Source organism: Mariniluteicoccus flavus, assembly GCF_054776655.1.
In genome coordinates this window covers 31,748-55,972 of the sequence record NZ_BAAHBN010000009.1, presented here as the reverse complement: position 1 = coordinate 55,972, position 24,225 = coordinate 31,748, and the positions used below count along the sequence as shown (strand labels likewise).

Annotated in this window: 20 protein-coding genes; 7 read left to right on the top strand and 13 right to left on the bottom strand. The window is 72.4% G+C overall.

Annotated elements, in window-relative coordinates:
* Positions 1-171 precede the first annotated feature (171 nt).
* Together groL and ACYVAG_RS13820 are read left to right on the top strand one after the other, a co-directional pair.
* Entirely contained in the window at positions 172-1,797 is a 1,626-nt protein-coding gene (groL, locus tag ACYVAG_RS13825; protein WP_460770567.1) for a chaperonin GroEL, read from the top strand.
* 73 nt (positions 1,798-1,870) lie between these two features.
* Positions 1,871-3,139 (top strand): ArgE/DapE family deacylase, encoded by a 1,269-nt coding sequence (locus tag ACYVAG_RS13820; RefSeq protein ID WP_460770566.1) that lies wholly within the window; start codon positions 1,871-1,873, stop codon positions 3,137-3,139.
* 96 nt (positions 3,140-3,235) lie between these two features.
* Here ACYVAG_RS13820 and ACYVAG_RS13815 read toward each other — a convergent pair whose 3' ends face one another.
* Entirely contained in the window at positions 3,236-4,285 is a 1,050-nt protein-coding gene (locus tag ACYVAG_RS13815) for a hypothetical protein (RefSeq protein ID WP_460770564.1), read from the bottom strand.
* 71 nt (positions 4,286-4,356) lie between these two features.
* Between ACYVAG_RS13815 and ACYVAG_RS13810 the strand changes: the two genes are divergently transcribed.
* From ACYVAG_RS13810 to ACYVAG_RS13800, 3 genes are read left to right on the top strand one after another with little or no spacing between them, the layout of a single operon-like run.
* Entirely contained in the window at positions 4,357-5,475 is a 1,119-nt protein-coding gene (locus ACYVAG_RS13810) for a dipeptidase (RefSeq protein WP_460770562.1), read from the top strand.
* Positions 5,472-6,164 carry a copper homeostasis protein CutC gene (locus tag ACYVAG_RS13805; protein WP_460770560.1) on the top strand — a complete coding sequence of 231 codons (693 nt, stop codon included), beginning with the start codon at positions 5,472-5,474 and terminating at the stop codon, positions 6,162-6,164. The genes ACYVAG_RS13810 and ACYVAG_RS13805 overlap by 4 nt, the downstream gene beginning before the upstream one ends.
* Entirely contained in the window at positions 6,161-7,525 is a 1,365-nt protein-coding gene (locus ACYVAG_RS13800) for an amidase (RefSeq protein WP_460770558.1), read from the top strand. The genes ACYVAG_RS13805 and ACYVAG_RS13800 overlap by 4 nt, the downstream gene beginning before the upstream one ends.
* Here the strand turns inward: ACYVAG_RS13800 and ACYVAG_RS13795 are convergent.
* The 7 genes from ACYVAG_RS13795 to ACYVAG_RS13765 all read right to left on the bottom strand — a co-directional run bounded on the left by ACYVAG_RS13795 (position 7,512) and on the right by ACYVAG_RS13765 (position 15,768).
* Positions 7,512-8,966: an aldehyde dehydrogenase family protein gene (locus tag ACYVAG_RS13795; protein ID WP_460770556.1), complete on the bottom strand. Its 1,455-nt coding sequence runs from the start codon at positions 8,964-8,966 to the stop codon at positions 7,512-7,514. The two genes, ACYVAG_RS13800 and ACYVAG_RS13795, sit on opposite strands and share 14 nt — an antisense overlap.
* A gap of 70 nt (positions 8,967-9,036) precedes the next feature.
* Positions 9,037-9,744, bottom strand: a complete 708-nt coding sequence (locus tag ACYVAG_RS13790; protein ID WP_460770554.1) for a hypothetical protein — start codon at positions 9,742-9,744, stop codon at positions 9,037-9,039.
* On the bottom strand, positions 9,734-10,360 hold the full coding sequence (locus tag ACYVAG_RS13785) for a hypothetical protein (RefSeq protein WP_460770552.1): 627 nt from the start codon (positions 10,358-10,360) through the stop codon (positions 9,734-9,736). The genes ACYVAG_RS13790 and ACYVAG_RS13785 overlap by 11 nt, the downstream gene beginning before the upstream one ends.
* A gap of 98 nt (positions 10,361-10,458) precedes the next feature.
* The gene (locus ACYVAG_RS13780) at positions 10,459-12,480 is read right to left on the bottom strand and encodes a HelD family protein (protein ID WP_460770550.1); all 2,022 of its coding nucleotides are present in this window, start codon (positions 12,478-12,480) and stop codon (positions 10,459-10,461) included.
* 303 nt (positions 12,481-12,783) lie between these two features.
* Positions 12,784-14,367 (bottom strand): carbohydrate-binding domain-containing protein, encoded by a 1,584-nt coding sequence (locus ACYVAG_RS13775; protein ID WP_460770549.1) that lies wholly within the window; start codon positions 14,365-14,367, stop codon positions 12,784-12,786.
* Between the two features lie 58 nt (positions 14,368-14,425).
* Positions 14,426-15,184: a polyphosphate polymerase domain-containing protein gene (locus ACYVAG_RS13770; protein WP_460770547.1), complete on the bottom strand. Its 759-nt coding sequence runs from the start codon at positions 15,182-15,184 to the stop codon at positions 14,426-14,428.
* On the bottom strand, positions 15,181-15,768 hold the full coding sequence (locus ACYVAG_RS13765; protein WP_460770545.1) for a DUF4956 domain-containing protein: 588 nt from the start codon (positions 15,766-15,768) through the stop codon (positions 15,181-15,183). The genes ACYVAG_RS13770 and ACYVAG_RS13765 overlap by 4 nt, the downstream gene beginning before the upstream one ends.
* A 110-nt stretch (positions 15,769-15,878) precedes the next feature.
* Here ACYVAG_RS13765 and ACYVAG_RS13760 point away from each other — a divergent pair, with 110 nt between their 5' ends.
* On the top strand, positions 15,879-16,454 hold the full coding sequence (locus ACYVAG_RS13760; protein WP_460770543.1) for an NUDIX hydrolase: 576 nt from the start codon (positions 15,879-15,881) through the stop codon (positions 16,452-16,454).
* Positions 16,455-16,956: 502 nt separating this feature from the next.
* Here ACYVAG_RS13760 and ACYVAG_RS13755 read toward each other — a convergent pair.
* The 5 genes from ACYVAG_RS13755 to ACYVAG_RS13735 all read right to left on the bottom strand — a co-directional run bounded on the left by ACYVAG_RS13755 (position 16,957) and on the right by ACYVAG_RS13735 (position 23,302).
* Positions 16,957-17,640 carry a hypothetical protein gene (locus ACYVAG_RS13755; protein ID WP_460770541.1) on the bottom strand — a complete coding sequence of 228 codons (684 nt, stop codon included), beginning with the start codon at positions 17,638-17,640 and terminating at the stop codon, positions 16,957-16,959.
* Positions 17,641-17,650: 10 nt separating this feature from the next.
* Positions 17,651-19,333, bottom strand: coding sequence for a DNA repair helicase XPB (locus ACYVAG_RS13750; protein ID WP_460770539.1), 1,683 nt, complete (start codon positions 19,331-19,333; stop codon positions 17,651-17,653).
* Positions 19,330-20,082 (bottom strand): hypothetical protein, encoded by a 753-nt coding sequence (locus ACYVAG_RS13745; RefSeq protein ID WP_460770538.1) that lies wholly within the window; start codon positions 20,080-20,082, stop codon positions 19,330-19,332. Before ACYVAG_RS13745 ends, ACYVAG_RS13750 begins: the two co-directional genes overlap by 4 nt.
* 81 nt (positions 20,083-20,163) lie before the next feature.
* Positions 20,164-22,209 carry a helicase-associated domain-containing protein gene (locus ACYVAG_RS13740; protein WP_460770536.1) on the bottom strand — a complete coding sequence of 682 codons (2,046 nt, stop codon included), beginning with the start codon at positions 22,207-22,209 and terminating at the stop codon, positions 20,164-20,166.
* Positions 22,210-22,363: 154 nt separating this feature from the next.
* Positions 22,364-23,302: a hypothetical protein gene (locus tag ACYVAG_RS13735; protein WP_460770534.1), complete on the bottom strand. Its 939-nt coding sequence runs from the start codon at positions 23,300-23,302 to the stop codon at positions 22,364-22,366.
* A 57-nt stretch (positions 23,303-23,359) separates the two neighbouring features.
* On the opposite strand from ACYVAG_RS13735, the gene larE reads away from it, so the two are divergent.
* Entirely contained in the window at positions 23,360-24,199 is an 840-nt protein-coding gene (gene larE, locus ACYVAG_RS13730) for an ATP-dependent sacrificial sulfur transferase LarE (RefSeq protein WP_460770532.1), read from the top strand.
* Positions 24,200-24,225: the final 26 nt, after the last annotated feature.

Below are 24,225 nucleotides of genomic sequence, written 5' to 3'. Positions count from 1 at the left end.
TTGCACTCGCAGGGGGCGAGTGCTAAAAATGGGGTTAGCACTCCCCAGTGGAGAGTGCCACCGTCAAGTGGGGTGAGGCGCCAGTGCGCCGTCCGTCGCGGGCATCGCCTTGGCGTACGACATGTTGACCACCGGGGCCACAGGCCCCCGAGGGAGGACTCCCGGAACACCATGGCAAAGCTCATCGAATTCAACATCGAGGCCCGCCGCGGGCTCGAGCGTGGCATGAACACGCTCGCCGACGCGGTCAAGGTCACCCTCGGCCCGAAGGGCCGCAACGTCGTGCTCGAGAAGAAGTGGGGCGCCCCCACCATCACCAACGACGGCGTCTCCATCGCCAAGGAGATCGAGCTGGAGGAGCCGTACGAGAAGATCGGCGCCGAGCTCGTCAAGGAGGTCGCCAAGAAGACCGACGACGTCGCGGGTGACGGCACCACCACCGCGACCGTGCTGGCCCAGGCGATGGTGCGCGAGGGCCTGCGCAACGTCACCGCCGGCGCCAACCCGATGGGCCTGAAGAAGGGCATCGAGACCGCCACCAAGGCGATCTCCGACCAGCTCCTCGCGATGGCCACCGACATCGAGACCAAGGAGCAGATCGCCGCCACCGCGTCGATCTCCGCCGCTGACACCACCGTGGGCGAGATCATCGCCGAGGCGATGGAGAAGGTCGGCAAGGAGGGCGTGATCACGGTCGAGGAGTCGAACACGTTCGGCCTCGACCTCGAGCTCACCGAGGGCATGCGGTTCGACAAGGGCTACATCTCGCCCTACTTCGTCACCGACGCCGAGCGCATGGAGACGGTGCTCGACGACCCCTACATCCTGATCGTCAACTCGAAGGTCTCGGGCCTCAAGGACCTCCTGCCGGTGCTTGAGAAGGTGATGCAGTCGGGCAAGCCGCTCGTCGTCATCGCCGAGGACGTCGAGGGTGAGGCGCTGGCCGGCCTGATCGTCAACAAGATCCGCGGCACCTTCAAGTCGGTCGCCGTCAAGGCCCCGGGCTTCGGCGACCGCCGCAAGGCCATGCTGGGCGACATCGCGATCCTCACCGGTGGCCAGGTCATCTCGGAGGAGGTCGGCCTCAAGCTCGACGCCGTCACAGTCGAGCTGCTCGGCCAGGCGCGCTCGGTGCTCGTCACCAAGGACGAGACCACCATCGTCGAGGGCGCGGGCGACTCCGACCAGATCCAGGGTCGCGTCCAGCAGATCCGCAACGAGATCGAGAACAGCGACTCCGACTATGACCGCGAGAAGCTGCAGGAGCGCCTCGCCAAGCTGGCCGGCGGCGTGGCCGTCATCAAGGTCGGCGCGGCCACCGAGGTCGAGCTCAAGGAGCGCAAGCACCGCATCGAGGACGCCGTCCGCAACGCCAAGGCGGCCGTCGAGGAGGGCATCGTCCCCGGCGGCGGTGTCGCGCTGATCCAGGCGGCCAAGAAGGCCGACGTCTCCAGCCTCACCGGTGATGAGGCCGTGGGCGCCCAGATCGTCTTCACCGCGTGCTCCGCGCCGCTGAAGCAGATCGCCATCAACGCCGGCCTCGAGGGCGGCGTCGTGGCGGAGAAGGTCGCCGGTCTCGAGCCGGGCCAGGGCCTCAACGCCGCGACCGGCGAATACGTCGACATGCTGAAGGCCGGCATCATCGACCCGGCCAAGGTGACGCGCTCGGCGCTGCAGAACGCGGCGTCCATCGCGGCCCTGTTCCTCACCACCGAGGCCGTCATCGCCGACAAGCCGGAGAAGACCCCGGCCATGCCGGCCGGCGCCGACGGCGGCATGGGTGGCATGGACTTCTGAGTCCGGCACCACCAGCGAAACCAGGAGGCGGTCCCCGACAGGGGGCCGCCTCTTTTCGCGCTAGCGTGCGGCCATGGAGCTGACCACCGCCGAGCGCCGCGCCGTCGACGCGATCGACCACGAGGGCCTCATCGCGACCCTCGTGGATCTCGTCCGCATCCCCTCGGTGACCGGCACCGACGCCGAGTCCGACATCCAGCACGACCTCGCCGAGCGCCTGCGTCGGCTCGACCTGGACGTCGACGCGTGGAAGATCGACCTCGGCGAGGCCATGGGCGACCCGGGCTTCCCCGGCACCGAGGTGGACCGGAGCGAGGCGTACGGATTGGTGGCGACGGCGGGGGAGGGCGACCCGGCGCTGGTGATGCAGGGCCACGTCGACGTCGTGCCGATCGGCGACCCGGCCAAGTGGGGCGGGGCCGACCCGTTCGCCGCGCGGATCGTCGACGGCGTCCTGCACGGTCGCGGCGCCTGCGACATGAAGGGCGGGCTGGCGGCGATCCTCGCGGCGACGAAGGCGCTTCAGGCCTCGGGGCTCCGGTTCGAGCGGGCGCTCGCCGTGCACTGCGTGGTGAGCGAGGAGGACGGCGGGCTCGGCGCGTTCGCGACGCTGCGCCGCGGACACGGCGGCGAGGCCGCGATCATCCCCGAGGCGACGAGCAACCGAATCGTCACCGCGACGGCCGGCGCGCTCACGTTTCGGCTCGAGGTGCCCGGTCGGGCGGCCCACGGATCGGCCCGGCTGGAGGGTGTGTCGGCGGTGGAGGCGTACTGGCCGCTGCACCTCGCCATGCGCGAGCTCGAGGCGCGGCGCAACCAGGACATCGACCCGCTGTTCGCGGGAAACCCCTTGCCCTATGGCATTTCCGTCGGCCACGTGCACGCGGGCGACTGGGCGTCGTCGGTCCCGGACCTGCTGGTGGCCGAGGGGCGCTACGGCGTGCGGCTCGGCGAGGACCCGGCCGACGCGCGCCGGGACTTCGAGGAGGCGATCGCGCAGGCCTGCGCGCGCGACCCGTGGCTGAGCGAGAACCGCCCGCGGCTGACGTGGCCGGGCGGCCAGTTCGCGCCGGGGCGTACACCGGACGGGCACGGGTTCATCGAGGAGACGAGCGCGGCGATCGAGACCGTGACGGGGCAGCGGCTGGAGCGCGCGGCGGGCCCGTACGGGTCGGACCTGCGGCTGTACGCGGGCGTCGGGGGCATCCCGACGCTGCACTTCGGGCCGGGCGACGTACGCATGGCCCATGCGCCGCGCGAGCAGGTGCCGCTGGACGAGGTGGCGCGGACGGCACAGGTGTTGACGGTGCTGGCGGTGCGGAGGCTGGAGGGGCACGTGTGAGGACGGCCGTGGGCTGGGGAGGGCGTTGGCTGAGCGAGCGCCAGCGAGTCGAAGCGCCCCCCGTGGTCATGGCGGCCCGAGGGTCCGTCGGCGCAGTCAGCGCAGGGACGTGACCTTCCCATCGGCGTCCGCCTCCCCGACCAGCCGGCCGAGCGGGGTCTCGGCAGTGAGCTGATAGCCGAAGGTGCCGCGGGTCATGGTGCCGCGGGCGGAGAAGTAGCGGGCCAGTGGGTGCTTGTGCAGCACTTCGAAGGTGATGCGCATCAGGGCAGCGCCGGTCACGAGGTGACTGGGGAAGGACTCCCCGCCGCTGCCCTCGGCCGGCGCTGTGTGGAGGGGGAGGGATTCGGCTTCGATCCAGCGGACACCCGAGATGGCGTCCATGGACATGACGATGTCGAACTTCTCGTTGACCACGAGCTGGCGCAGGTCGAAGGCGAATCCGTTGATGGTCGGCCCCGAGGCTCGGGCGAGTTCGGCGAGTCCGGATGTCAGTCCTGCGGGGGAATCGAGTCCGTGAGGCGCAAAGCTTCGCCATCCCGTCAGCCACGTCTCCTGCACATCCGCCACGACCTCGTTCGACAGGTCCAGCGACGCCAGCCCCGTCCCGAACTGGAGCGCAGGCCCCTCCACGGTCACGGTGCGGACCATCGCCTGTCGCCCCGGCTCGGCGCGCAGGCGGCGGCGGAGTTCTGGGAGCGGGAACGCGCCCAGGTCGAACGGGGTCCTGCTGCCGTAGGGGACCATGACCGCGTTGTCGGTGAGCCGCTCGACCGCGCCGCCGCGGAGGCGGTGGGCCGTGCCACGAACATCGCGGACGAACAGCGACTCGCCGTCGATCAGCAGCAGACCGACCTGGTCGCCGACGGCCTCCCGCAGCGTCGCGGTCTCGGAATCGTCGTCGGCGTGGCGGGCCCTGCCCAGGGGAGTCGGCCTCGGGTGGGTGCGGGCCGGCCGGGGGTCTTCGCGCCCGTGCCGGTGCAGCCGACGACCGCCAGCGGGGCCAGCGTCAGACCCGACAGCAGGGCGCGTCGGCCGATGAGTGTCATGGGGTGAGCGTACGAGTCGCGCGGTGAGCGCGTCCGAGGCGTGTCGGATCGCACGCTCGATGAGGCCCGGAGGCGCCTGGGGTGCTCGAGACCGCATCGAGCGTGCGATTCCGCACGCTCCTCCTGAGCCCCGATCGTGACCTGCCCGCCCTGTGCCAAGGTGGGGCCATGGAACTCATCGGCATCGTCGACGGACACAACGACCTCCCCTGGGCCCTGCGGAAGGGCTATGGCTACGACCTCGAGGCGTGCGACGTGGGAGCCTCCCAGCCCCAGCTGCACACCGATCTCCCGCGGCTGGCCGAGGGCGGCGTACGCGGCCAGTTCTGGTCGGTGTTCGTGCCGGGCGTGCATGTCGCGCCGACCACGGGATCGTTCGCCGGCGACACGCTCGAGCAGATCGACTGCGTCCACCGCCTCGTCGAGCGCTATCCCGACCGGCTGCGCCTGACCACGACGGCCGACGGCCTCGCATCGCTGTGTGAGCAGGGATCCGGGCCCATCGCCTCGCTGCTCGGCGCCGAGGGCGGCCACTCGATCGACAACTCCCGGGCGGTGCTGCGGTCGTTCCACCGGCTCGGGGTGCGCTACATGACGCTGACCCACAACGAGAACAACGACTGGGCCGACTCGGCGACCGACGAGCCGCGCCACGGCGGGCTCACCGGCTTCGGCCGCGCGGTCGTCGCCGAGATGAACCGCATCGGCCTGATGGTCGACCTGTCCCACACCGCGCCGTCGACGATGCACGCCGCGCTCGACGCCTCGCGGGCCCCGGTGATCTTCAGCCACTCGTCGGCGCACGCCGTGAATCCCCACCCACGCAACGTTCCCGAAGACGTGCTCCAGCGCATGGCCGCCGGCGGCGGCACCTGCATGGTCACCTTCGTGCCGAAGTTCGTCTCGCCCGACGCGGCCGCGTGGTCGGCCGAGCTGATGGCGGCGGCCGAGGCCGAGGGGCTCGCGTGGGGCGACCCCGCGTACGACGCCTTCACCGAGAAGTTCACCGCCGCCAACCGCAAGCCCGAGGTGACGATCGACGATGTCGTGGCCCACGTCGAACACGTGCGCGAGGTCGCGGGCGTCGACCACGTGGGTCTGGGCGGAGACTACGACGGCGTCGCGAGCCTGCCGACCGGCCTCGAGGACGTCGCCGGCTATCCGCGCCTGATGGCGCGGCTGGCCGAACGCGGCTGGAGCCGCGACGACCTCGAGAAACTCGGGTGGCGCAACATCGTCGCCACCTTCCGCCGTGTGGAGGAGGTCAGTGGCACACTCGTGCCATGACGGGGTTGTTGGAGGTCATCGCCCTCCATGCCGATGACGCGCGCCGGGCCGAGGCCGGGGGCGCGGACCGCGTGGAGGTCGTCGGCACGATGGAGAATGACGGGCTGTCGCCCACGCCCGACGTGGTGGCGCAGATCCGTGCGGCCACGTCCATCGAGGTTCGCGTGATGCTGCGGCTCCGCGAGGGGTTCGGCACCGACGGCGGCGAGTTCACCCGCCTCCGCGGGCTGGCCGCGAGCTATGTCGACGCGGGCGCCGACGGCCTCGTCCTCGGCTTCCTCAACGGCCACGGCGAGGTCGACCTCGAGGTCTGCGGCGCCCTGGTCGCCGACGGCGAGTGGCCCTGGACCTTCCACCGGGCGGTCGATTCCGCGTTCGACACCGACCGCGCCTGGCGGGCGCTGCGTACACTGCCGCGGCTCGACCAGGTGCTCACCGCGGGCTCGGCGCGCGACGTCGACCACGGGCTGGACGACCTCGTGGCGCGGGCGAAGGCGTCGCCGCAGGAGGCGGGGTTGGTCATGGCCGGTGGGGGACTGCTCCCCGAACACGTGCCGTGGCTGGCGCGGTCCGGCGTCCGCGCGTTCCACATCGGCTCGTCCGCGCGGCCGCAGCGGTCGTGGAAGGCCTATGTGGACAGCGATCTCGTGGGTTCGTGGCGCTCGCTCGTCGACGCGGTGGCGCGGTGACCGAGCCCTGTGACCTGTCGGCCGACGAGCTGGGTGCGGCGTACGCGAGCGGAAGCTTGGACCCGCGCGAGGTCGCGGAGTCTGTCCTGGCCCGGGTGGCCGAGCGTGACGACGAGCTGAATGCGCTGTGGCGCTGCGAGCCCGACCGGGTGCGGGCCGAGGCCGATGCCGCATCGCTGCGGTGGAAGAAATCGCGACCGCTGTCGCGCCTCGACGGCGTGCCGGTGACCATCAAGGAGAACGTCGCGCGACGGGGCTGGCCGCTGGCTGCGGGGACGGCGCTGCCCGACCCGCTGATCGCCACCGCGAACGCGCCGATCGTCGACCGACTGGAGGAGGCGGGCTGCGTCATCGTGGGCTCGACGACCATGCCGGACTGGGGCATGTTGAGCTCGGGCGTCTCCTCCCGCCACGGCATCACCCGCAACGCGCTCGATCCGACGCTCACCGCGGGCGGGTCGTCGGCCGGGGCAGGCACGGCCGCGGCCGCGGGCTATGGGCCGATGCACGTCGGCACCGACATCGGCGGGTCCATCCGGCTTCCCGCGACGTGGCAGGGATTGGCGTCGCTCAAGCCGTCGGAGGGGCTGGTGCCGCTCGACGTGCCCTACGTCGCACGGGCGGCCGGACCACTCGGGCGTCGCGCCGGTGACGTGGCCGCCCTGATGGAGGTCATCGCGGTGCCCGACGCGCGCGACCACAGCGCGCGGCCCTATCCGCCGATGGACTGGAACCGTGCGTTCGATCCCCGCGGCGTACGCGTGGGCCTGCAGCTCGACGGCGGTCAGGGGACGCCGCCGGACCCGGGAATCCTCGCGGTGGTGGAGAACGCGGCGGCGGTGCTGCGTGCGGCCGGGGCCGTCGTCGAGCCGGTCGGGCCGTTCCTCACCGAACGGGTCCTCGCCGGCATCGACGCCTTCTGGCGCGTGCGTTCCCTGGCCGACCTGCGGCGGCGTACGCCTGCGGAGCAGGACCTCGTGCTGCCGTGGGTGAAGGAGTGGGCCGAGGGTGGTGACGGCATCGACGGGCCGACGACGGTCGACAACCTCGCGTGTTTCGGCGAGCTCGCGAAGGCGACGCGGGCGGGAACGGAGGCGTACGACCTCGTGCTGTCACCGGTCGCCCCGATGGCCGCATTCCCTGCGGAGCAACCGATGCCGTTCGACGACGTGACGCTGCCCATGCAGCACATCGCGTTCACCGTGCCCCACAACGCGGCCGGCCAGCCGGCCGGCACGGTGGACGCGGGCGCCCTTCCCGACGGTCGGCGCGTCGGCGTCCAGGTCGCCGCGCCGGTGGGCGCCGACGACGGGGTCGTGGCGGCGCTGCGGTGGCTGGAGGCCGCGCTCAGGGGCGGATGATCGCCATCTTGGTCACGGTGAACTCCTCCATGGCCCAGCGGGGTCCCTCGCGGCCGATGCCGGAGTCCTTGACGCCGCCGTAGGGCATGACGTCGGAGCGGAACCCCGGGATCTCGTTGACGACCACGCCGCCGACGTCGAGGCGATCCAGCACGGCGAAGGCGGTGGCCAGCGAGGCGGTGTACACCGACCCCTGCAGGCCGTAGCGCGAATCGTTGGCGACGTCGATGGCCTCGTCGACGCTCGCGACGGTGCGTACGCAGACCACGGGTCCGAACACCTCCTCGCGCCACAGGTCGGCGTCGCCGGGGACGTCGGCGACCAGGGTCGGGCGGAACGCGCCGGTGCCCTCCGAGCCGTCCTCGCCGGCGATCACGCGGGCGCCGGACTCGACCGCCGCACGGACCCAGGACTCGATGCGGCGCCGCGACTTCTCGTCGATCACCGGGGCGACGCGCGTGGCGGTGTCGCGCGGGTCGCCGACGACGACCTCGGGCAGCCGCTCCTCCAACCGGGACAGGAAGTCGGCGGCGACGGCGTCGTGGACGAGCAGTCGCTGCACCGAGATGCAGGCCTGGCCGTTGGCATAGAACCCGCCGCGCACCACGGCGTCGACCGCGCGGTCGAGGTCGGCGTCGTCGGCGACGATGAGGGCGGTGTTGGACCCGAGCTCCAGCAGGGCCTTGCGCGGAGCGGCGTTCTTCGCGATCAGGTGGCCGACGGTGGCCGAGCCGGTGAACGACACGATGGCCGCGCGCGGGTCGGTGACGAGCGCGTCCCCCACCTCGACGCCGCCGGTGACGAGCTGGCAGGCCGACTCCGGCAATCCCTGCGCGGCAAGGGCCTCGCGGACGACGCGGGCGAGCCACAGGGTGGCGAGCGGGGTCTGGGGGGCGGGCTTGCCGATCACCGGGCAACCGGCGCCGATCGCGGGGGCGAGCTTGTGGGAGGCGAGCAGCAGCGGATAGTTGAACCCCGCGATGCCGACGACGATGCCCGCCGGGCGTCGCGTGTAATAGCCGACCATGCCGGCGCCGGCCGGCTGGAGGTCGAGCGGAACCGTCTCTCCCACGAGGTGGGAGACCTCGTCGGCCGCCGCCTCCCACGTCGACAGCGTGCGCGCCACCTCGACGCGGCAGTCGACCAGCGGCTTGCCGGTCTCGAGGACCAACAGCTGTTCGAGGGCGTCCACGTTGTCCCGCACGGCGGATGCGACGGCCTGCAGCACGGCCCGGCGTACGCCGACGGTGGCCTTCGCCATGGCCGGGCGGGCGGCCTCGGCGGCGTCGAGGGCCGCGTACGCCTGCTCCGTGGTGCCGACGGGCGCCTCGGCGACGGTGGAGCCGTCGAACGGGAAGGTGACCGGCGCGGTCGTGGGCGTGGTGACCCAGTCATCGCCGACGGGGAGGCCGGACGGGAGGTTGTCGATCAGGGCGTTCATGGTGCCGAGCGTAGGCCGCGCGGACGGGGGAGGGGAATCGTCTTGGGGGTGGTGGCGCGAGCGATGTGGTTCATGGCCTTCCGAAGCGGGTCGGCAGCACGAAGGTGGGTGGCTGCCAATCGGGACGCAGGAGGGTGATTGCCCTCACGGCGCGCCGACGATTGGGGAGTGGTGACAACGACCACGCTTCCACTCGCTCCAGGCCGACGATGAGGCGATTGACGTTGGATCGCATTGACTTGGAAAGTTCGAGTGTGCGGCCATCGCTACAGGCGAACAGAGTGACGCCGTCCTGCAGGTGCCGCACCACGTTGTGCGACGGCTGACCGTAGGCAGCCCCTTTCAAAGAGAGTGCGGAACCCAGATCCGGAAGGCGTAGGGCGACGTGACCGGGTGCGGAGTAGTCCACAGTGCGTTTGAGCGCCGATCGTGAACCGGGAACAGACACCACCGGTCGTCCCGCAAATCGAACGGACTGTTGTTCCGGCGCCATGAGATCGACATGCTCTCCCTCAGCCCGTGTGAAGCGGTGGAAGGGTGACCTATGGTCCAGTGACGTGTGTTGCCGGTAGCCGAGCCTCTGGATTGTTGCCGCTGCTGCGTCGTAGCTGCCAGCTTGGAGTGCCACGACGAGGTCGGCGTCGTCGGTGGGGCGATTGTGGACGACGCCAGCTTTGAGGGCGTGGCAGTGGACCATGAGTCCACCCACCAGCATCCAGCGGCTCGAGGGAAGCGCCTCGGCGATCTCATCAAGCCGGTCGAAGGGGTCAGAGGTCACGGGCGCGTTCCTCGAGAAGCGAAGCGGCCGCAGCACTGGATCTCCCGTCTCCCAGGAGATAGGTGTCCAGGAGGACTCGGGCCCACCTGAGGTCACTGGCTCCACGTTCGAGAACTCCCAGGTCACCATCGGCGTCGAGCATGACGTCGTGGGACATCTCGAAGTCGTCCAGATCGGGGACGGCGAGGAACGACATCCATGATGCTCCCTCGACTATTCCCAGTTCTTGGAGCGAGGCGCTGCTGGGACCCACGGGTACGCCTGAAACCTCGCCGTGCTTTCGATAGCGCGCCCACCGTCCCAATCCGCCGCTCGCGTGGGCCATCCGGGCTGCGGTCATCGTCCTGAGGCTAGACCGGAGTCGGGAGAGTTCAGACCCGACGAGTGCGGTGGTGGTCCTGGTGGTCAAGAGGTCGAGGGCGGCCTCTCTCGTTCGAGTCATCCACGCGCGTCCACGCGTGGATGAGCGCGACCACGCGACCGCAGCCACATCATCGATCACGATCTGCCGTCCGACCAGGCGCAGTGGTGATAGCTGCCCTCCGGCAATCGACCGCTGCACAAGGCGCACGCTGCGGTCGTACTGCTGCGCGACCTGGGCGATTGTCATCTCCATACACATATGTTCGCCAGTGCGAACATATGTGTCAACATGGGCTATTGGAGAATCCTCGGACTGGGCGGGTGGTCGTGGCTCGACGAGCGTGCAGCGGCCTAGGCACCCAGCTCGTCGGGCAGGTCCTGCCCGTGCAGCACCACCAGGGACGTGACCGCGCGGGTCAGGCAGACATAGAGCCGGCGCAGCCCCGTGACCCGGTCGGGTTCGCCCGCCACGATGGCCGCCGGCTCGACCAGCACCACGTGGTCGAACTCGAGTCCCTTCGCCAGTGACGCCGGCGCGACCTGCACGTGGGAGGTGAACCCGTCGTCGGCGCCGAGCAGCTCGTAGGTCACTCCCGCCGCCTCGAGCGCCGCCCGCGCCGCGGGCACGTCGGCGTCGGCGACGATCACCCCCACGGTGCCCTCGGCGGCGTCGAAGCGCCCGGCGGCGGCGCCCAGATTCGCGTACGGATCGCCGGGCCGCAGGTCGAGCTCACCCCGCGTACGCCGGATCGAGTGGGGCGGCGTCAGCCCCGGCGCGATGACCGGCAGCAGCCGCGCGGCGTAGTCGATGACCGCCCCCGGTACGCGGAATCCCGCGACCAGCTCCTCGACGTCGGCCTGCGGCTTTCCGAGGTGGGACAGGGAATCCGCCCACGTCGTCGTCGCCCACGGCGTGGTCGCCTGCGCGAGGTCGCCCAGCAGCGTCACCGACCCGGTCGACACCCGCCGCCCGATCGCCCGCAGCTGCATCGCCGACAGGTCCTGCGCCTCGTCGATGATCACGTGGCCAAGGCTGGGCGTGCGGGACAGCACGTCGGCCGCCTCGTCGATGAGCACGACATCGGCCGGCGTCCAGGGCGCGGTCTTCACCGAGCGTGCGGGCTTCGTCATCAGCAGGGCCGCCTGCTCGTCGTCGGTGAGCACGCCATTCGCAGCACTGGCAAGGAAATCGGCGTCCGTCAGCAGGCGCAGCACCAGCTTCGCGGCGTCGACGACCGGCCACACCCTGTCGATGTACGCCTTCATGGGTCGCGTCCGCGCCACGGCGTTCTGCACGCGGTCGTCGGGGGAGTCGCCGGCGGCCTCCATCTTCAGCAACACCTCGTGGGCCAGGCGTTGCGGCAACAGGTCGCGCCCGGCCGCATACCGCACGCCGCGGTCGCGGATCGCCGCCATCGCCTCCTCCGCGACGTACGCGGGCACGCGCCACTGGTGGGCTCCGCGCGGCACGACCAGCGTCGTCGTCGGCTGCGCGAGGTGGGACCACACGGCGTTGGCGATGACGGTGGCCAGGCGCGGATCGCCCTTGAGCACGGCGATCGCGGGGTTTTCGTCTGTCCGGGCGGTCACCCCGGTCGCTCGCTCCACCAACGACGTCACGGTTTCGGACCGCGCGTCGATCTCGCCGAGCGCCGGGAGCACGTCGCCGATGTAGCCCAGGAAGGAATCGTTCGGTCCCACCACCAGCACGCCCGACCGCGCGAGCTGCGACCGGAACGCATAGAGCAGGTACGCCGCGCGGTGCAGCCCCACAGCCGTCTTTCCGGTGCCGGGGGCGCCCTGGATGCACAGCGACCGGGCGAGGTCGGCGCGCACGAGTACGTCCTGCTCCGGCTGGATCGTCGCCACGATGTCGCGCATCGGACCCGTGCGCGGGCGCTCGATCTCGTCGTCGAGGATGTGGGAATGCCCTTGCTGGGCGGGGTTCGCGAGGTTCTCGTCCTCGTACGCCGTCAGCTCGCCGTGGGAGAAGCCGAACCGCCGGCGCCGGCGTACGCGCATGGGCTCGCCGGGGCGCGCGCGATAGAACGGGAGCGCCATGCCGGCGCGCCAGTCGATGACCAGGGGCTCGCCGCCGGCCTCGCCGACGACGTGGCGACGGCCGATGTAGAGCCGCTCGTCATGGTCGGCGCCCAGCGCGACGTCATAGTCGAGGCGCCCGAAGAACAGGGGTACGCCGGGGTCGTCCTCCAGCGCGCGCATGCGCCGCCACAGGGCCTCCTGCAGGATCTCGGTCGACACGCGGTCACCGCCGTCGGCCTTCAGGCGCGTGGCGGATTGGCGCATGCGCTGCAGGGTCGCGCGCGACTCGGTCAGGTGGGCGCGTTCGTGCGCCAGTTCGGGGTCGGTCATGGGGACTGCTTCCATCCGCTCGACACGTGACAGCGTGCCGACGCCGGGGAACCGGCGGGTCCAGCAGGGAGAGGGGCGACTCTAGCAGTCCGCGGGGGTTGGGGACGCAGCGTTCTCCGAGCGAGGCGGCCGGGGCCGAGACGGCTCCTCGACTCGCTGGCGCTCGCTCGGAGAACGTTCGGGGTGCGGTGCTCGCTCGGAGAACGTTCGGGGTGCGGTGCTCGCTCGGAGAACGTTAGGGGTGGGCGGCGCTCGCTCGGAGAACGTTCGGGGTGGGCGGCGCTCGCTCGGAGAACGTTCGGGTCAGCGGCGCTTGCCGCCCCCCATGCCGCCCATGCCCCCGGCCGGGGCCTGCATCGCCTGCACGGTCGCGGCCGAGGTGCCGTTGACCTTCACCTCATAGGACGCTCCCGTCTTCACGTCGGGGGAGCTGAAGATCACCGACGAGAACGCCTTGGGCGCGGTGTAGGTCGCAATGACGCTGCCGTTGCTGACCACCTCGACCTTCGCTCCCGCCTGACCCTGGGCCGTGGCCGCGATCCAGGCCTGGCTGGACGTCGTGGCGGGCGCCGTGACCATGCCGGACGACCCCACGGCCAGCAGCGTGCCGCCGGTCGTGGTGAACGAACCGTCGACGTCGGTGGCGGCGTTCCCGTTGTCTGTCGGTCCGGCGACGGTCACCGTGCCGCCCGAGATGATCGCGGACCCGTTCGCGTCGAGTCCGTCGCCCGCGGCGTCGACCGTCACGGTGCCGCCCGAGATCTTCAGCCACTGGCCGTTGTCGACTGTCGAGGCCTGACCGGGCCGGCCGCCGCCCCCGCTGGAGTTCGCCGCGCCCGAGACGGTGATGCCGTCGTCGGCCGAGACCACGTTGATCGTGCCGCCACCGAGCAGGATGGTCGCTGATTCGACACCCTCGTTGGACTTCCGGACGTCGACGGTGCCGTCGTCGATCGCCAGCAGCGTCTCGGAGTGGAGGCCGTCATCGCCCGCCGTCACCGCCACGCTGCCCCCGCTGACGAGCAGGTCGGTGAACGCCTGGACGCCGTCCTGGCCCGCGGTGATGTCGACGGCGCCCCCACTGACGAGGACATAGCCGCGCTCGACCACCTCCTCGTTGTCTGACTTGATGCCGTCGCCGCTGGCCTTCGCCGTCACGGTGCCGCCCGTGACGATCACATAGTCCTTGCCTCGGATCGCGTCGTCCTTGCCGGTCACGGTGACGTTGCCCGACTCGATCAGGACGCCGTCGGCGCCGTTGATCCCGTCGTTGTACGCGCCTGTCACCGTCAGCGCACCGGTGCCGGTGACCGTCAGGTCGGCCGCGGTCCAGAGGGCCGCGTTCGGCGCGCCCTCGGCCGTGTTGGCGTACGCGGCGCCGTCGGTCAGGCTGTTCGTCGTTCCCTCGGCGATTATCACCGAGACCTCGTCGGCCTTGTCGACCTGCAGCGCGGGCCCGGTGGACGAGCTGATCGACGCGTTGTCGAGGACGACCTTGACCGTCCCCTCGGCCTCGGAGGCGACGACGACCCGGCCGTCGGTGAGCGATCCGGACACCACGTAGGTGCCCGGGGCGGTGATCGTGACCACGCCGCCGTTCGCCGTGGCGCCCTGGCCCGTGACCGTGGCCGCCGATCCGGTCAGGGCGATGGTGGTGCGGGTGGCGTCGAGGGCCGAATCCTCGGCCGACGCGTGTGACTTCTGGTTCTGGGCCAGGGCATCGGCGACCGACGTGGCGGTGCCGCTGGTCCCGGACTGGGTCGAGGTGACGACGGAGCCCGACGTCGAGCCGGTGGTCGACCCCGCCCCGGTCAGCACTCCGGTGGAGCAGCCGGTCAGCGTGGCGGCGAGGGCGAGGGCGGCGAGGGACTTGCGCAGGGAGAACATGGGATTCCTTCGGTGGTGGGGATCGCGGTGATGGAGGTCGGTGGTGGATGGGGGAGATTCAGGCGGAGAGCCGTCGCAGCGTTCGCGCCCACCGCGCGTGCGGCAGGTCGCCGTGGAGCGCGGCGAGTCCCGTCGCGTACTTCGAAACGCGGACCGGACGGTGTCCGTGCGCCCACAGGGCGCGATCGGCGGCTCCCGGGGCAGTGACGGTCTTGGTCTCGACGATGGCGACGTGGCTGGCGCCCAGCGCACCGCCGGTGCTGCGATGGCTTCCCCAGCACAGATCGCGGTCGATGGTGACGCGTCCGCCCGAACCCGGAAGGAGCAGCGTCGAGCGACGGTAGGTGGTGGTGAGGACCGGCTTCAGGCCCGAGGGCACCTCGTCGATGCCGGCGGCCGCCAGCGCGCCGGTCACGAACGCGAGACCGTGGCCGTCCAACCGGCCCCCCGCCATGGGAGTCCGCTGCTTAAGTGTGCGTCCGTGGCGCGTGGTCTTCACCTCGAGGTACGCATGGCCCGAGTCCGCGTACGTCCGCACGCGGACCTTCCACCGCCGGCGGCGGCCGCGGGCCGCCAGCAGATAGCTGTCGACGCCGTCGGTGTCGTAGTAGCGGGAGTGGTAGCCGAACCCGCGTACGTCGTCGATCTCCAGGACCCGGGTGTCCCCGGGAAGCATTCCCAGGAAGGAATCGAGGTCGGCGAGGTCGACCAGATATTTGCGGTCGGTGCGCTCCTGCAGGGAGGCGCGGGCGTCGAGCTCGGCCAGTCCCACCGGTGCGAAGTGACGCAGCAGGTCGGGTGCGGTCACGGTGGTCACGCCGCCTCCACGAGCTCGGTGCGCGTGCTCCCGGCCCCGCGCGGCGGCGTCGGGGTGTGGCGGACCTCGATGGTGGTGGTGTCGTTGACGTGGTCGATGCGCTGGACGGTCACGCCGTCGATGCGAGCGCCGAGGCGTTGGGCGAGGTGGGCGCTGAGCGCGGCTTCGTCGTCCCACGCGCGGTCGAGCACCATGATCGTACGCCGCGTCGTGCCCAGCACCGATGGATGGTCGACGGCGAACATGACCAGGACCAGCAGCCCCATCAGCGCGAGACCCAGCCAGGCGGGGTTGGTGCCGAGCCCGCTGAGCAGTCCGATCGCGAGGGCCGCGAAATAGTACGCGACCTCGCGCTGGGACAGTTCGTCGGAGCGCAGGCGGATGATCGACAGGACGCCGAACAGGCCGAGGCCGAGGCCTGCTGCCACCGTGGCGTTCGCGAGCGCCGCGGTGACCCCCATGACGCCGACGTTGACGCCGAAGTAGGCGACCACGAGGTCGCGCCGGCGGTGACGGGGGTAGTAGACGCCCAGGGTGAGGACGGAGATCGCGACGAGGTCGGCGACATAGGGGAGAAGGTTCATGCGGGGCTCCTTGGCTGCGGTGATGTCCTCACTGAATCGGGCGCCGCTGTCCGTTTCCTGTGAGCGGATCCTGACCTCTCTGTGAAGGGGGATCGGGCTACGGTGGACTCATGAGCACCGGCTCCGAGAACCCGAACGAACCCTTCCGCGACCGCCGCTATGTGCCCCTGCCGCCGGAGGACCGGCCCCACAAGGTGCGCACCGCCGTACGCATCGTCGTGCTCGCCGGCGAACGCGTCCTGCTGTTCGCCGACTCCGACCCCGGCCTGCCGGAGCAGGGGTGGTGGGTCACGCCCGGCGGCGGCATCGACCCGGGCGAGACGCCGGCCCGGGCGGCCGTACGCGAGCTCCAGGAGGAGACGGGCCTGGTCATCACCGAGGACGAGCTCATCGGGCCGGTCGCCCGCCGCGTCGCGGTGCACGGCTATTCGGACCAGGTGCTCGAGCAGGCCGAGGACTTCTATGTCGTGCGCACGCACGAGTTCGAGGTCGACGAGGCGGGCCACACCGAGGACGAGAAGCTCACGCTGCAGGGCAGCCGCTGGTGGCCGCTGAACGAGCTGGTCGACACCGACGAATGGATCTGGCCGAGCTACCTGCTGGAACTGATCGAGCTCGCGGACGACCCGGAGGCATGGGTTGTGGACAAGGGCCGCGAGGTGGACGAGTCGACGCTGGGGGTGTGAGCGCCCACAGGGTTGTGGACGATGTGCAGAGATCGGCCGTCAGGAGGCCCAGAACGGGGTTTGCGAGCCGATCTCTGCAGATCGTCCATAGTGACCACTCGGATGGCGAGCAGATGCCGGGAGTACGCGGCACCGGGTCGCCACCCGGGCGGTCAGGACGGCGCAAACCCGGGCAACCCCCGCCTGATCCAGCGAACCCCCAGAACTGTGGGGGTTTCGTCGCCCGAATGGGGGTTGCGTCAACGAACCCGGGGTTGGGTGGCTTCGACTCGCTGGCGCTCGCTCAGCCAGCGTGGAAGCGCTCCTCGTCTCGCTGGCGCTCGCTCGGAGAACGTCCCCGGCGCCACCCACCGCCGGCGAGCGTCGGTGCGGCGCGCCCCCTGTCTGGAGGACCACCAAGGAGACGGACCGCGGACGGCCCACGCAACCACCCGCGTACGCGCCCGCGGTCCGTCGACGACTGGTCCGAAGCCAGGGGTAAAGCGCCGCGCGCGAGCCGGCCCTAAGGAATGTCCACGATCACCAGCGGGTTGATGCCCTCGTCCGACACCACGAACAGCGTCTGGCCCGGCGGCATCTCGATCGACACCCAGCCCGTCACCGGCTGCTGGCCCGGGCGTACCTCCCCGTCCGGGATCGGGTCCTTGCCCGACCCGATGCCGGGGAGGTATTCCTTCTTGGCCAGGTCGTAGGCCGCGTACTGGTTCTTCGACAGCGTCAGGATTCCCTCGCTGCAGTCGTAGCGCAGCTCGACGTTCAGGTAGCGCTTGCCCTCGCCCGGCGGCAGGTCGCCCTTGTCGGACCACTCGGTGCGGGTGATCATGACCGATCCCTTGCCATACAGGCCGACGATGTTGGTGCGCTGGCCGACCTTGACCTCCTGGACGGGGGCGGGCGTGCCCGAGCGCGGCGTCAGCGTCGGGGTCGGGGTGGCCTCGGGCCCTTCGAGGCGCTCGGTCGAGCCGCCCGAGAACCGCCACAGCAGCAGCCCCACGAGCACCCCGATCACGATCAACGCAGCACCGGCCGCCGCGACGATCGTCGGGATCTTCCCGCGTCCGGCCGCCCGCTGCGGGGCGGCGTCGGCCGGTTCGGGCTCGGCCACTCGGCGGGCGGGTTCGTCGCGTCCGAAGCCGCCGTCGCCTGCGTCGACGGGCTCGAAGTCGGGTCCGGGGGTGTGGGTCACGGCGAAGATCCTACGCGCCGTCGGTCGACTGGGCTCCCACCTCGGGGAGGTCGTCGGCGTCGACGATGCGGTACGCGTACCCCTGCTCGGCGAGGAATCGCTGGCGGTGCTGGGCGAAGTCGGCGTCAGAGGTGTCGCGGGCGACGACCGCATAGAAGCGTGCGGTGATGCCGTCCTTCGGCCGCAGCAGACGGCCGAGGCGCTGGGCCTCCTCCTGGCGCGACCCGAAGGCGCCCGACACCTGGATCGCGACCTGGGCGGTCGGCAGGTCGATCGAGAAGTTCGCGACCTTCGACACCACGAGCAGGTCGATCTCACCGGACCGGAACTGGTCATAGAGCTTCTGGCGCTGCTTGTTGGTCGTGTCGCCCTTGATCAGCGGCGCGTCCAGCCTCGCGGCCAGTTCCTCGAGCTGGTCCACGTATTGCCCGATCACCAGCCGCGGGACGCCCGCGTGGAGGCGTACGAGGTGTTCGGTCACCTGCGTCTTCGACTCGGCGGTGGCCGCGAGGCGATATTTCACGTCGGTCTCGCCGGTCGCGTACGCGAGCCGCTCACCCTCGGTGAGCGTGACCCGCACCTCGACGCAGTCGGCGGGCGCGATGTAGCCCTGCGCCTCGATGTCCTTCCACGGCGCGTCATAGCGCTTCGGCCCGATGAGGGAGAAGACGTCGCCCTCGCGGCCGTCCTCGCGCACCAACGTCGCCGTCAGCCCCAGGCGACGCCGCGCCTGCAGGTCGGCCGTCCGCCGGAACACCGGCGCCGGCAGCAGGTGGACCTCGTCATAGATCACCAGTCCCCAGTCGCGGGCGTCGAACAGCTCGAGGTGCTGGTGTACGCCGCCGCGCCGGGTCGTGATGACCTGGTAGGTCGCGATCGTGACCGGGCGTACCTCTTTGCGGGCGCCCGAATATTCGCCGATCTCGTCGGCCGTCAGGCTGGTCCGCCGGATCAGCTCGTCGCGCCACTGGCGGGCCGACACCGTGTTGGTCACGAGGATGAGCGTCGTCGACTTCGCGAGCGACATCGCCGTGGCGCCCACGATGGTCTTGCCAGCGCCGCAGGGGAGGACGACGACTCCAGATCCGCCGTGCCAGAACGACTCGGCGGCCTGTTTCTGGTAGGGCCGCAGCTCCCACGGCTTCGCGCCGGGGTCGGATCCCGAGGTGTCGAGATCGATGTCGTGGAGTTCCCCGTCGACATAGCCCGCGAGGTCCTCGGCCGGCCAGCCGAGCTTCAGCAGGACCTGCTTCAGGTGGCCGCGCTCGCTCGAGTGGACGACGACGGTGTCGTCGCCGATCTTCTCGCCCAGCAGGCCCTTGACCTTGGCCGAGCGCGTGACCTCGGCGAGCACGGGCGCGTCGGTCGAGATCAGCACCAGCCCGTGGGTGGGGTGTTTCTCGAGCCGGAGCCGGCCGTAGCGCCCCATCGTCTCGGCGACGTCCACCAGGAGCGACCCCGGCACGGGATAGCGCGAATAGGTCATCAGGGCGTCGACGACCTGCTCGGCGTCATGGCCGGCGGCCCGCGCGTTCCACAGCCCCAGCGGCGTCAGCCGATAGGTGTGGATGTGCTCCGGAGCGCGCTCGAGCTCGGCGAAGGGGGCGATGGCGATGCGGCACGCGTCGGCGTCGGGGTGGTCGACCTCGAGCAGCAGCGTCCGATCGGACTGGACGACGAGGGGACCGTTCATCGGGTGTCGGACACGGCGCGGGCGCGGGCCTCGGCGCCACCCATGGGGGCGCGATAGTCGACCGTGATGGTGCCGGCCTCGGACTGGCGCACGCCGGTGTCGTCCTCGCCGACCACGGTGAATGTCATGGCGCCGGTGGCGGTCGGGCACGACAGGGTGGCCGCGTTCGTGGTCGTGGTCACCGTGCTGCTCAGGCCCGCGCCGCTCACGCTGACCTTGTAGTGCGCCGCCGGCGCCACGGGGCTCCACGTCAGCGTGAAGCTGGTGCGCTCGGTGTTGCACACCTCGTTCAGCTGCGGGTCATGGACGGTGACGGTGTATTTCTCGATGCCGTGGGTGGGCGTCGCGCTCGGGGTGGTGGCTGGCGAGGTGGAGGGACTCGGCGTGGCCGACGGCGTCAGCGACGGCGTCGCCGGCGGGGTCACGGGGGTGGCGCTGGGCTCCGGCGAATAGACCGGGCCATAGACGGGGCCGGTGGGCTGACCGGCGCGGGGTGTGGCCGCAGCGCGCTGGGACCGGGTCGGGGTCGTCGTGGGCCGTGTCGTGGAGGGGCGAGGGCTGGCCGACGGCGTGGGGGAGGACGACGCCGACGGGGTGACCGTCGGCGCGGCGGACGTGGTGGGGGCGGGCGGCGCGTGTGAACCGGCCTGCGTGGAGATCTGGGGCCGCGGGGCCGCGGGCGCCCCCGCCGGCCCGGACGCCGGCACCGAGGCCGTGCCTCGGCCGAGGACGAGGGCAAGAGCCAGCACACCTAGGCACGTTCCGCACCCGGCGACAAGTCGACGAATTGTCCTCGGCTCCACGGACCTCACCCTACCTGACTGCGGGCATCATGCCCCGGACGTCGAATCCGCGTCCTCGACCTCGATGATCCGCGCGAGCGGCAGCGTCAGGGCCTCGCCGGCCCCCACGAGGCGGGCCATCCCCGCCCCCAGGTGGACCGGCACGAGGCGGCGCCGGTCGCGCAGGCCGGTCCCGTCGACGAAGGCGATGTCGACGGCCCGCCCCGTCTCGAGCGCCGCCTGCAAACGGGTGAGCGTCGCCGCGGTGTCCCCCCGACGGCGCGAGGCATGCCGGGCGCGCTCCGCGAGTCGGGCCGCCACCTGCCCCGGGTCGGGCGGGGCGGGTTCGCTCGACGCGCGCGCCGGCGTACGGGTGGGGGAGGGGGCGTGCAGGACGCCGCCCGACGCGTCCTCGGCGGCCGGGGCGAGGCCGAGCGCGCGCAGCAGCGCCACCACCTCGTCGGGGTCCGCATCGGCGACCAGCGCGCCCGGGCCCACCTGGCGCAGCCCGAGCGTCGCCGCGTCGGGGTGGCCGAGGATGCTGGGCACCTGGGCGTGGTCCTCGACCCGGACGTACGCGGACGCGCGGCCCACGCGGATCGCGCCGTGGACGCGGCCCACGTCGCCGATGAGGTAGGCCAGCGGCTGCGGCACGCCGGTCGTCGAGTGGTCGGCGAGCCACCGCTCGATGGTCTCGGCGTCCCAGCCGGCGTCGAAGGCGCGGCGGACCGACGCGGCGGTGAAGCGGAACACGCCCGCCCCGCCGCGCGACTCCTGGTCGGCGAGCAGGCGCAGCACCCGCCCGACGCCGTGCTCGAGGGGGCCGCCCGCCACGGCGGTCAGGTCGGCCTGCACGACGAACCGGTCGACGGCGCCCGGGAACAGCGCGGCGACGTCGTCGGGCAGCGGCGCGTCCCGCAGGGGCGCGAGGAGTCGCGTGACCGTCGAGAGTGCCACGACGCCGAGCGCACCCAGCTCGCGGCCGACGGCCGACACGACCGCGTCGGGGGCAATGTGGCGGACGAGGCCCGGGCGGGCGTACGCGATGGTCTCGGCCCAGGTCTCGGCCTCGGCGCGACGGCCCGGTTCGAGCGCCGCGAGCGCGACCGCGCGCGCCTCGGTCGCCCAGCGCACGTCGCCGGCCTCGCCGAGCGCACGGCCCTCCAGGGCGGCCGCGGGCCAGCGGCGCGCGTCGCGCCACGCGCGGGCGAGGGTGAGCCAGCGGTCGACCGGGGCGGCGGACAGCCAGGCGTCGTACGCCGTGGTCGCCGTGACGCGCCCGCCCGAGGTCGACGCGAGGGCCGCCGCGACGGCCAGTTCGACCAGAAAGGCGGCGCGGTCGCCGTCGAGCCCGTGGCGCCGGGCGAGCTGGGCGAGGTCGCGGGTGCCGAGGCCCCCGCTGCGCAGGAGGGCGGGTTGGGTGCCGCCGAGGTCGTCGACCACGGCCTCGACGTCATGGACGAGCTCGTACGCGGCGCCGGCCCCGGCGTGGTCGACGAGCCGCGCGCCGTGGGTGGCTTCGGGCAGGGGTGGGGGCGTACGCAGGGGCTCGCGCAGGAAGCCGCCGCGTGCCCGCAGCGCGACCTCGCGGGGGAGCACGACGGTCTCGGGTCCGCTGGCCCGCAGCAGGCCGGCGGCGAGCAGGTGCTCCACGGGCGAGCGTTGGTCGGCCGGCGGCAGGGGGCGGTCGGCGCCGCGGACGGTGCCGGTCGGCGGGCCCCACTGCAGGCGCTCGAGCACCGAGCGGCCCGCAGGAGCGACGCCGGCGAGGGCCCGGTCGACGGCCTCGGGGGAGAGGGCGGCGTGACCCGGGTGGGCGAGCCCGCCGGGCCAGGGCCCGAAGGCCGACCGGACGGCGCGCAGCACGTGGAGTTGGTCGTCGACGCCCCAGACCAGCGCGGCGTCTCGGAGGGCCGCGACACACTCCGCGGCCTCGGCCGGGGGGAGGCCGACGAGTTCGGCGACCTCGGGGACCGACGACGGGTCGCCGAGCGCGGCCAGCCCCTCGGCGACCGCGAGGTGGCGGCGGTCGAGGCGGTCGAGGGCACGGCGGGCGGAGGCCTCGGTGGCGGCGCGGGTGGCGAGGTCGGCCACGTCATGGGGCGCGGGCAGGCACAGGTCGGGGCGGCGGCGCAGCAGGCGTTCCAGCGAGGGCGCGTCGCGGGCGGCGATGGAGGCCGCGAAGGTCTGGGGCTCGGGAGCCGGAGAGTCGGGGGTCGGCGTGTCGGCGGTCAGGGCGTCTTGCCCCTCACTGCTCGGGCTGTTCGCCGCGGGCGAGGCTGAGCCCCACGGCGGCTGCGATGGCGGCCAGGGTCAGCCAGCAGACGACGAGCGACACCTTGCCCAACAGGTCCCAGGTCGCCCAGAGGTCACCGCCGCTCATCACGGCTCCGAGCACAGCGGCCACGCCCAGCATGCCGGCGCCGACCATGACGGCGTTGCGGACCCACTCGGAGCGCTGCCGCACCTGCCACGCCGACCACGCGGCGCCGGCGAAGCAGAGCGGCGAGATGATGAAGAACAGGCCGCCGAGCGCCAGCAGCGCGACCGTGGCGGGCTTCATCGCGTTCAGCCAGCCACCCGCGGTGAAGCGCACGGGCTCGGGCGGGGCCCACATCGGCGGGCCGCCGGGCGCGCCCGGCGCGGGCATCGGCGCGCCCTGGGGTGGCGGGAACGCGGGCCCCTCCCCGGGGCCGCGACGACCCTGGGTAAGGGTGATGGGGCTCATGGGGTCCGCCTGGGGCGGGCCGATGACGGCGTCCGGGTGGGGGACGGCCTGGCCCGGCCCGGCGACGACGGGGGCGCCGCCGGGCGGCGCGAAGCTCGCCTGGCCGGACGTCTGGGCGGCGGCGCGGTGGGCGACGGCGCCCCAGGCGGTCTCGGCGCCCCCGGCGCCCCCGGACTGGGTGGTGGCCCCGGAGTCGAGCCCGAACATCGAGTCCTGCTCGGTCATCACGCTGCGAGCCACCTCGAACGCCTCGTGGGGGTCGCGGGTCGGGCCCGTCTCGGGGGCATAGGTCGTGAGCGGCGGCAGCGGCTCCTGGCGGAAGTCGGGCGCGACGGCGGGCGCACCGGCCGAGGGCTGCGGGCGCGGCGGCGCCGCGTCCAGCGGCGCGACGTCGGGGGAGTCGAACCCGGCGGGGCGCTGCCTGGGCGCGTACTCCGGTCCGTCCTCCCATGTGGCCATGCGCCCCATCGTAGTCGCCAGCCGGCCGGGCGCGGGGCCGAGACTAGGCTGGAGGGCATGACCTCGGACGAGCCCGACCCCGGCGTACGCGCGCTGCTGGAGCGGCTGGCGGCCCTCCCCGGGCTGGTCGTCACGTTCTCCGGCGGGGCCGACTCCGCCTTCCTGCTGGCCGCGGCCGTACGCGCCCTCGGGTCCGACCGCGTGCTGGCGGTCACCGCCCACTCCGACTCGCTGCCGGCGGTCGAGCGCGACCCCGCAGCGGCGTACGCGGCCTCGCTCGGCGTCGCCCATCGCGTCGTCGAGACCCACGAGATGGACCGCGAGGGCTATCGGGCCAACGCCGGGGATCGCTGCTATTTCTGCAAATCCGAGCTCATCGAGGTCGTCGCCCCCGTCGGCGACGAGCTCGGCTGGCCGGTGGCGACGGGCACGAACGCCGACGACGTCGTGGCGGGGTTCCGCCCCGGCATCCGGGCGGCCGCCGAGCGCGGCGCGCTCACACCGCTGGCCGACGCCGGCCTCGACAAGGCGACCGTGCGCGCCCAGTCGCGGCGCTGGGGCCTGCCCACGTGGGACAAGCCGGCGGCGGCGTGCCTGAGCTCGCGGGTGGCGTACGGGCTGGCGATCACGCCGGCGCGGCTGGCGCGGGTCGAACGCGCGGAGGCCCGCGTACGCGAGGCCCTGGCCGACACCGGACTGCGCGACCTGCGCGTCCGCGACCTGGGGGAGGGGCGCGCGCGGGTCGAGGTGGACGCGGCGACGCTCGCCCGGCTGGCCGAGCCGGGGGCCGGGGCCGTCCGGGACCGCGTGCGTGCCGAGGGGTTCGATGTGGTTGAGTTGCAGGCGTTCCGCTCGGGGTCGATGAACGACGCGTTGGCGACCGATCCGACCCGCTGAGCGACCAGCACACAGCGATGGCTGAG

Excerpts from the sequence above, each read along its gene's own strand:
- groL (WP_460770567.1), top strand. The coding sequence starts at position 172 with ATGGCAAAGCTCATCGAATTCAACATCGAGGCCCGCCGCGGGCTCGAG.
- ACYVAG_RS13820 (WP_460770566.1), top strand. The coding sequence starts at position 1,871 with ATGGAGCTGACCACCGCCGAGCGCCGCGCCGTCGACGCGATCGACCAC.
- ACYVAG_RS13815 (WP_460770564.1), bottom strand. The coding sequence starts at position 4,285 with ATGCGGTCTCGAGCACCCCAGGCGCCTCCGGGCCTCATCGAGCGTGCG.
- ACYVAG_RS13810 (WP_460770562.1), top strand. The coding sequence starts at position 4,357 with ATGGAACTCATCGGCATCGTCGACGGACACAACGACCTCCCCTGGGCC.
- ACYVAG_RS13805 (WP_460770560.1), top strand. The coding sequence starts at position 5,472 with ATGACGGGGTTGTTGGAGGTCATCGCCCTCCATGCCGATGACGCGCGC.
- ACYVAG_RS13795 (WP_460770556.1), bottom strand. The coding sequence starts at position 8,966 with ATGAACGCCCTGATCGACAACCTCCCGTCCGGCCTCCCCGTCGGCGAT.
- ACYVAG_RS13785 (WP_460770552.1), bottom strand. The coding sequence starts at position 10,360 with ATGGAGATGACAATCGCCCAGGTCGCGCAGCAGTACGACCGCAGCGTG.
- ACYVAG_RS13780 (WP_460770550.1), bottom strand. The coding sequence starts at position 12,480 with ATGACCGACCCCGAACTGGCGCACGAACGCGCCCACCTGACCGAGTCG.
- ACYVAG_RS13775 (WP_460770549.1), bottom strand. The coding sequence starts at position 14,367 with ATGTTCTCCCTGCGCAAGTCCCTCGCCGCCCTCGCCCTCGCCGCCACG.
- ACYVAG_RS13765 (WP_460770545.1), bottom strand. The coding sequence starts at position 15,768 with ATGAACCTTCTCCCCTATGTCGCCGACCTCGTCGCGATCTCCGTCCTC.
- ACYVAG_RS13760 (WP_460770543.1), top strand. The coding sequence starts at position 15,879 with ATGAGCACCGGCTCCGAGAACCCGAACGAACCCTTCCGCGACCGCCGC.
- ACYVAG_RS13750 (WP_460770539.1), bottom strand. The coding sequence starts at position 19,333 with ATGAACGGTCCCCTCGTCGTCCAGTCCGATCGGACGCTGCTGCTCGAG.
- ACYVAG_RS13735 (WP_460770534.1), bottom strand. The coding sequence starts at position 23,302 with ATGGCCACATGGGAGGACGGACCGGAGTACGCGCCCAGGCAGCGCCCC.
- larE (WP_460770532.1), top strand. The coding sequence starts at position 23,360 with ATGACCTCGGACGAGCCCGACCCCGGCGTACGCGCGCTGCTGGAGCGG.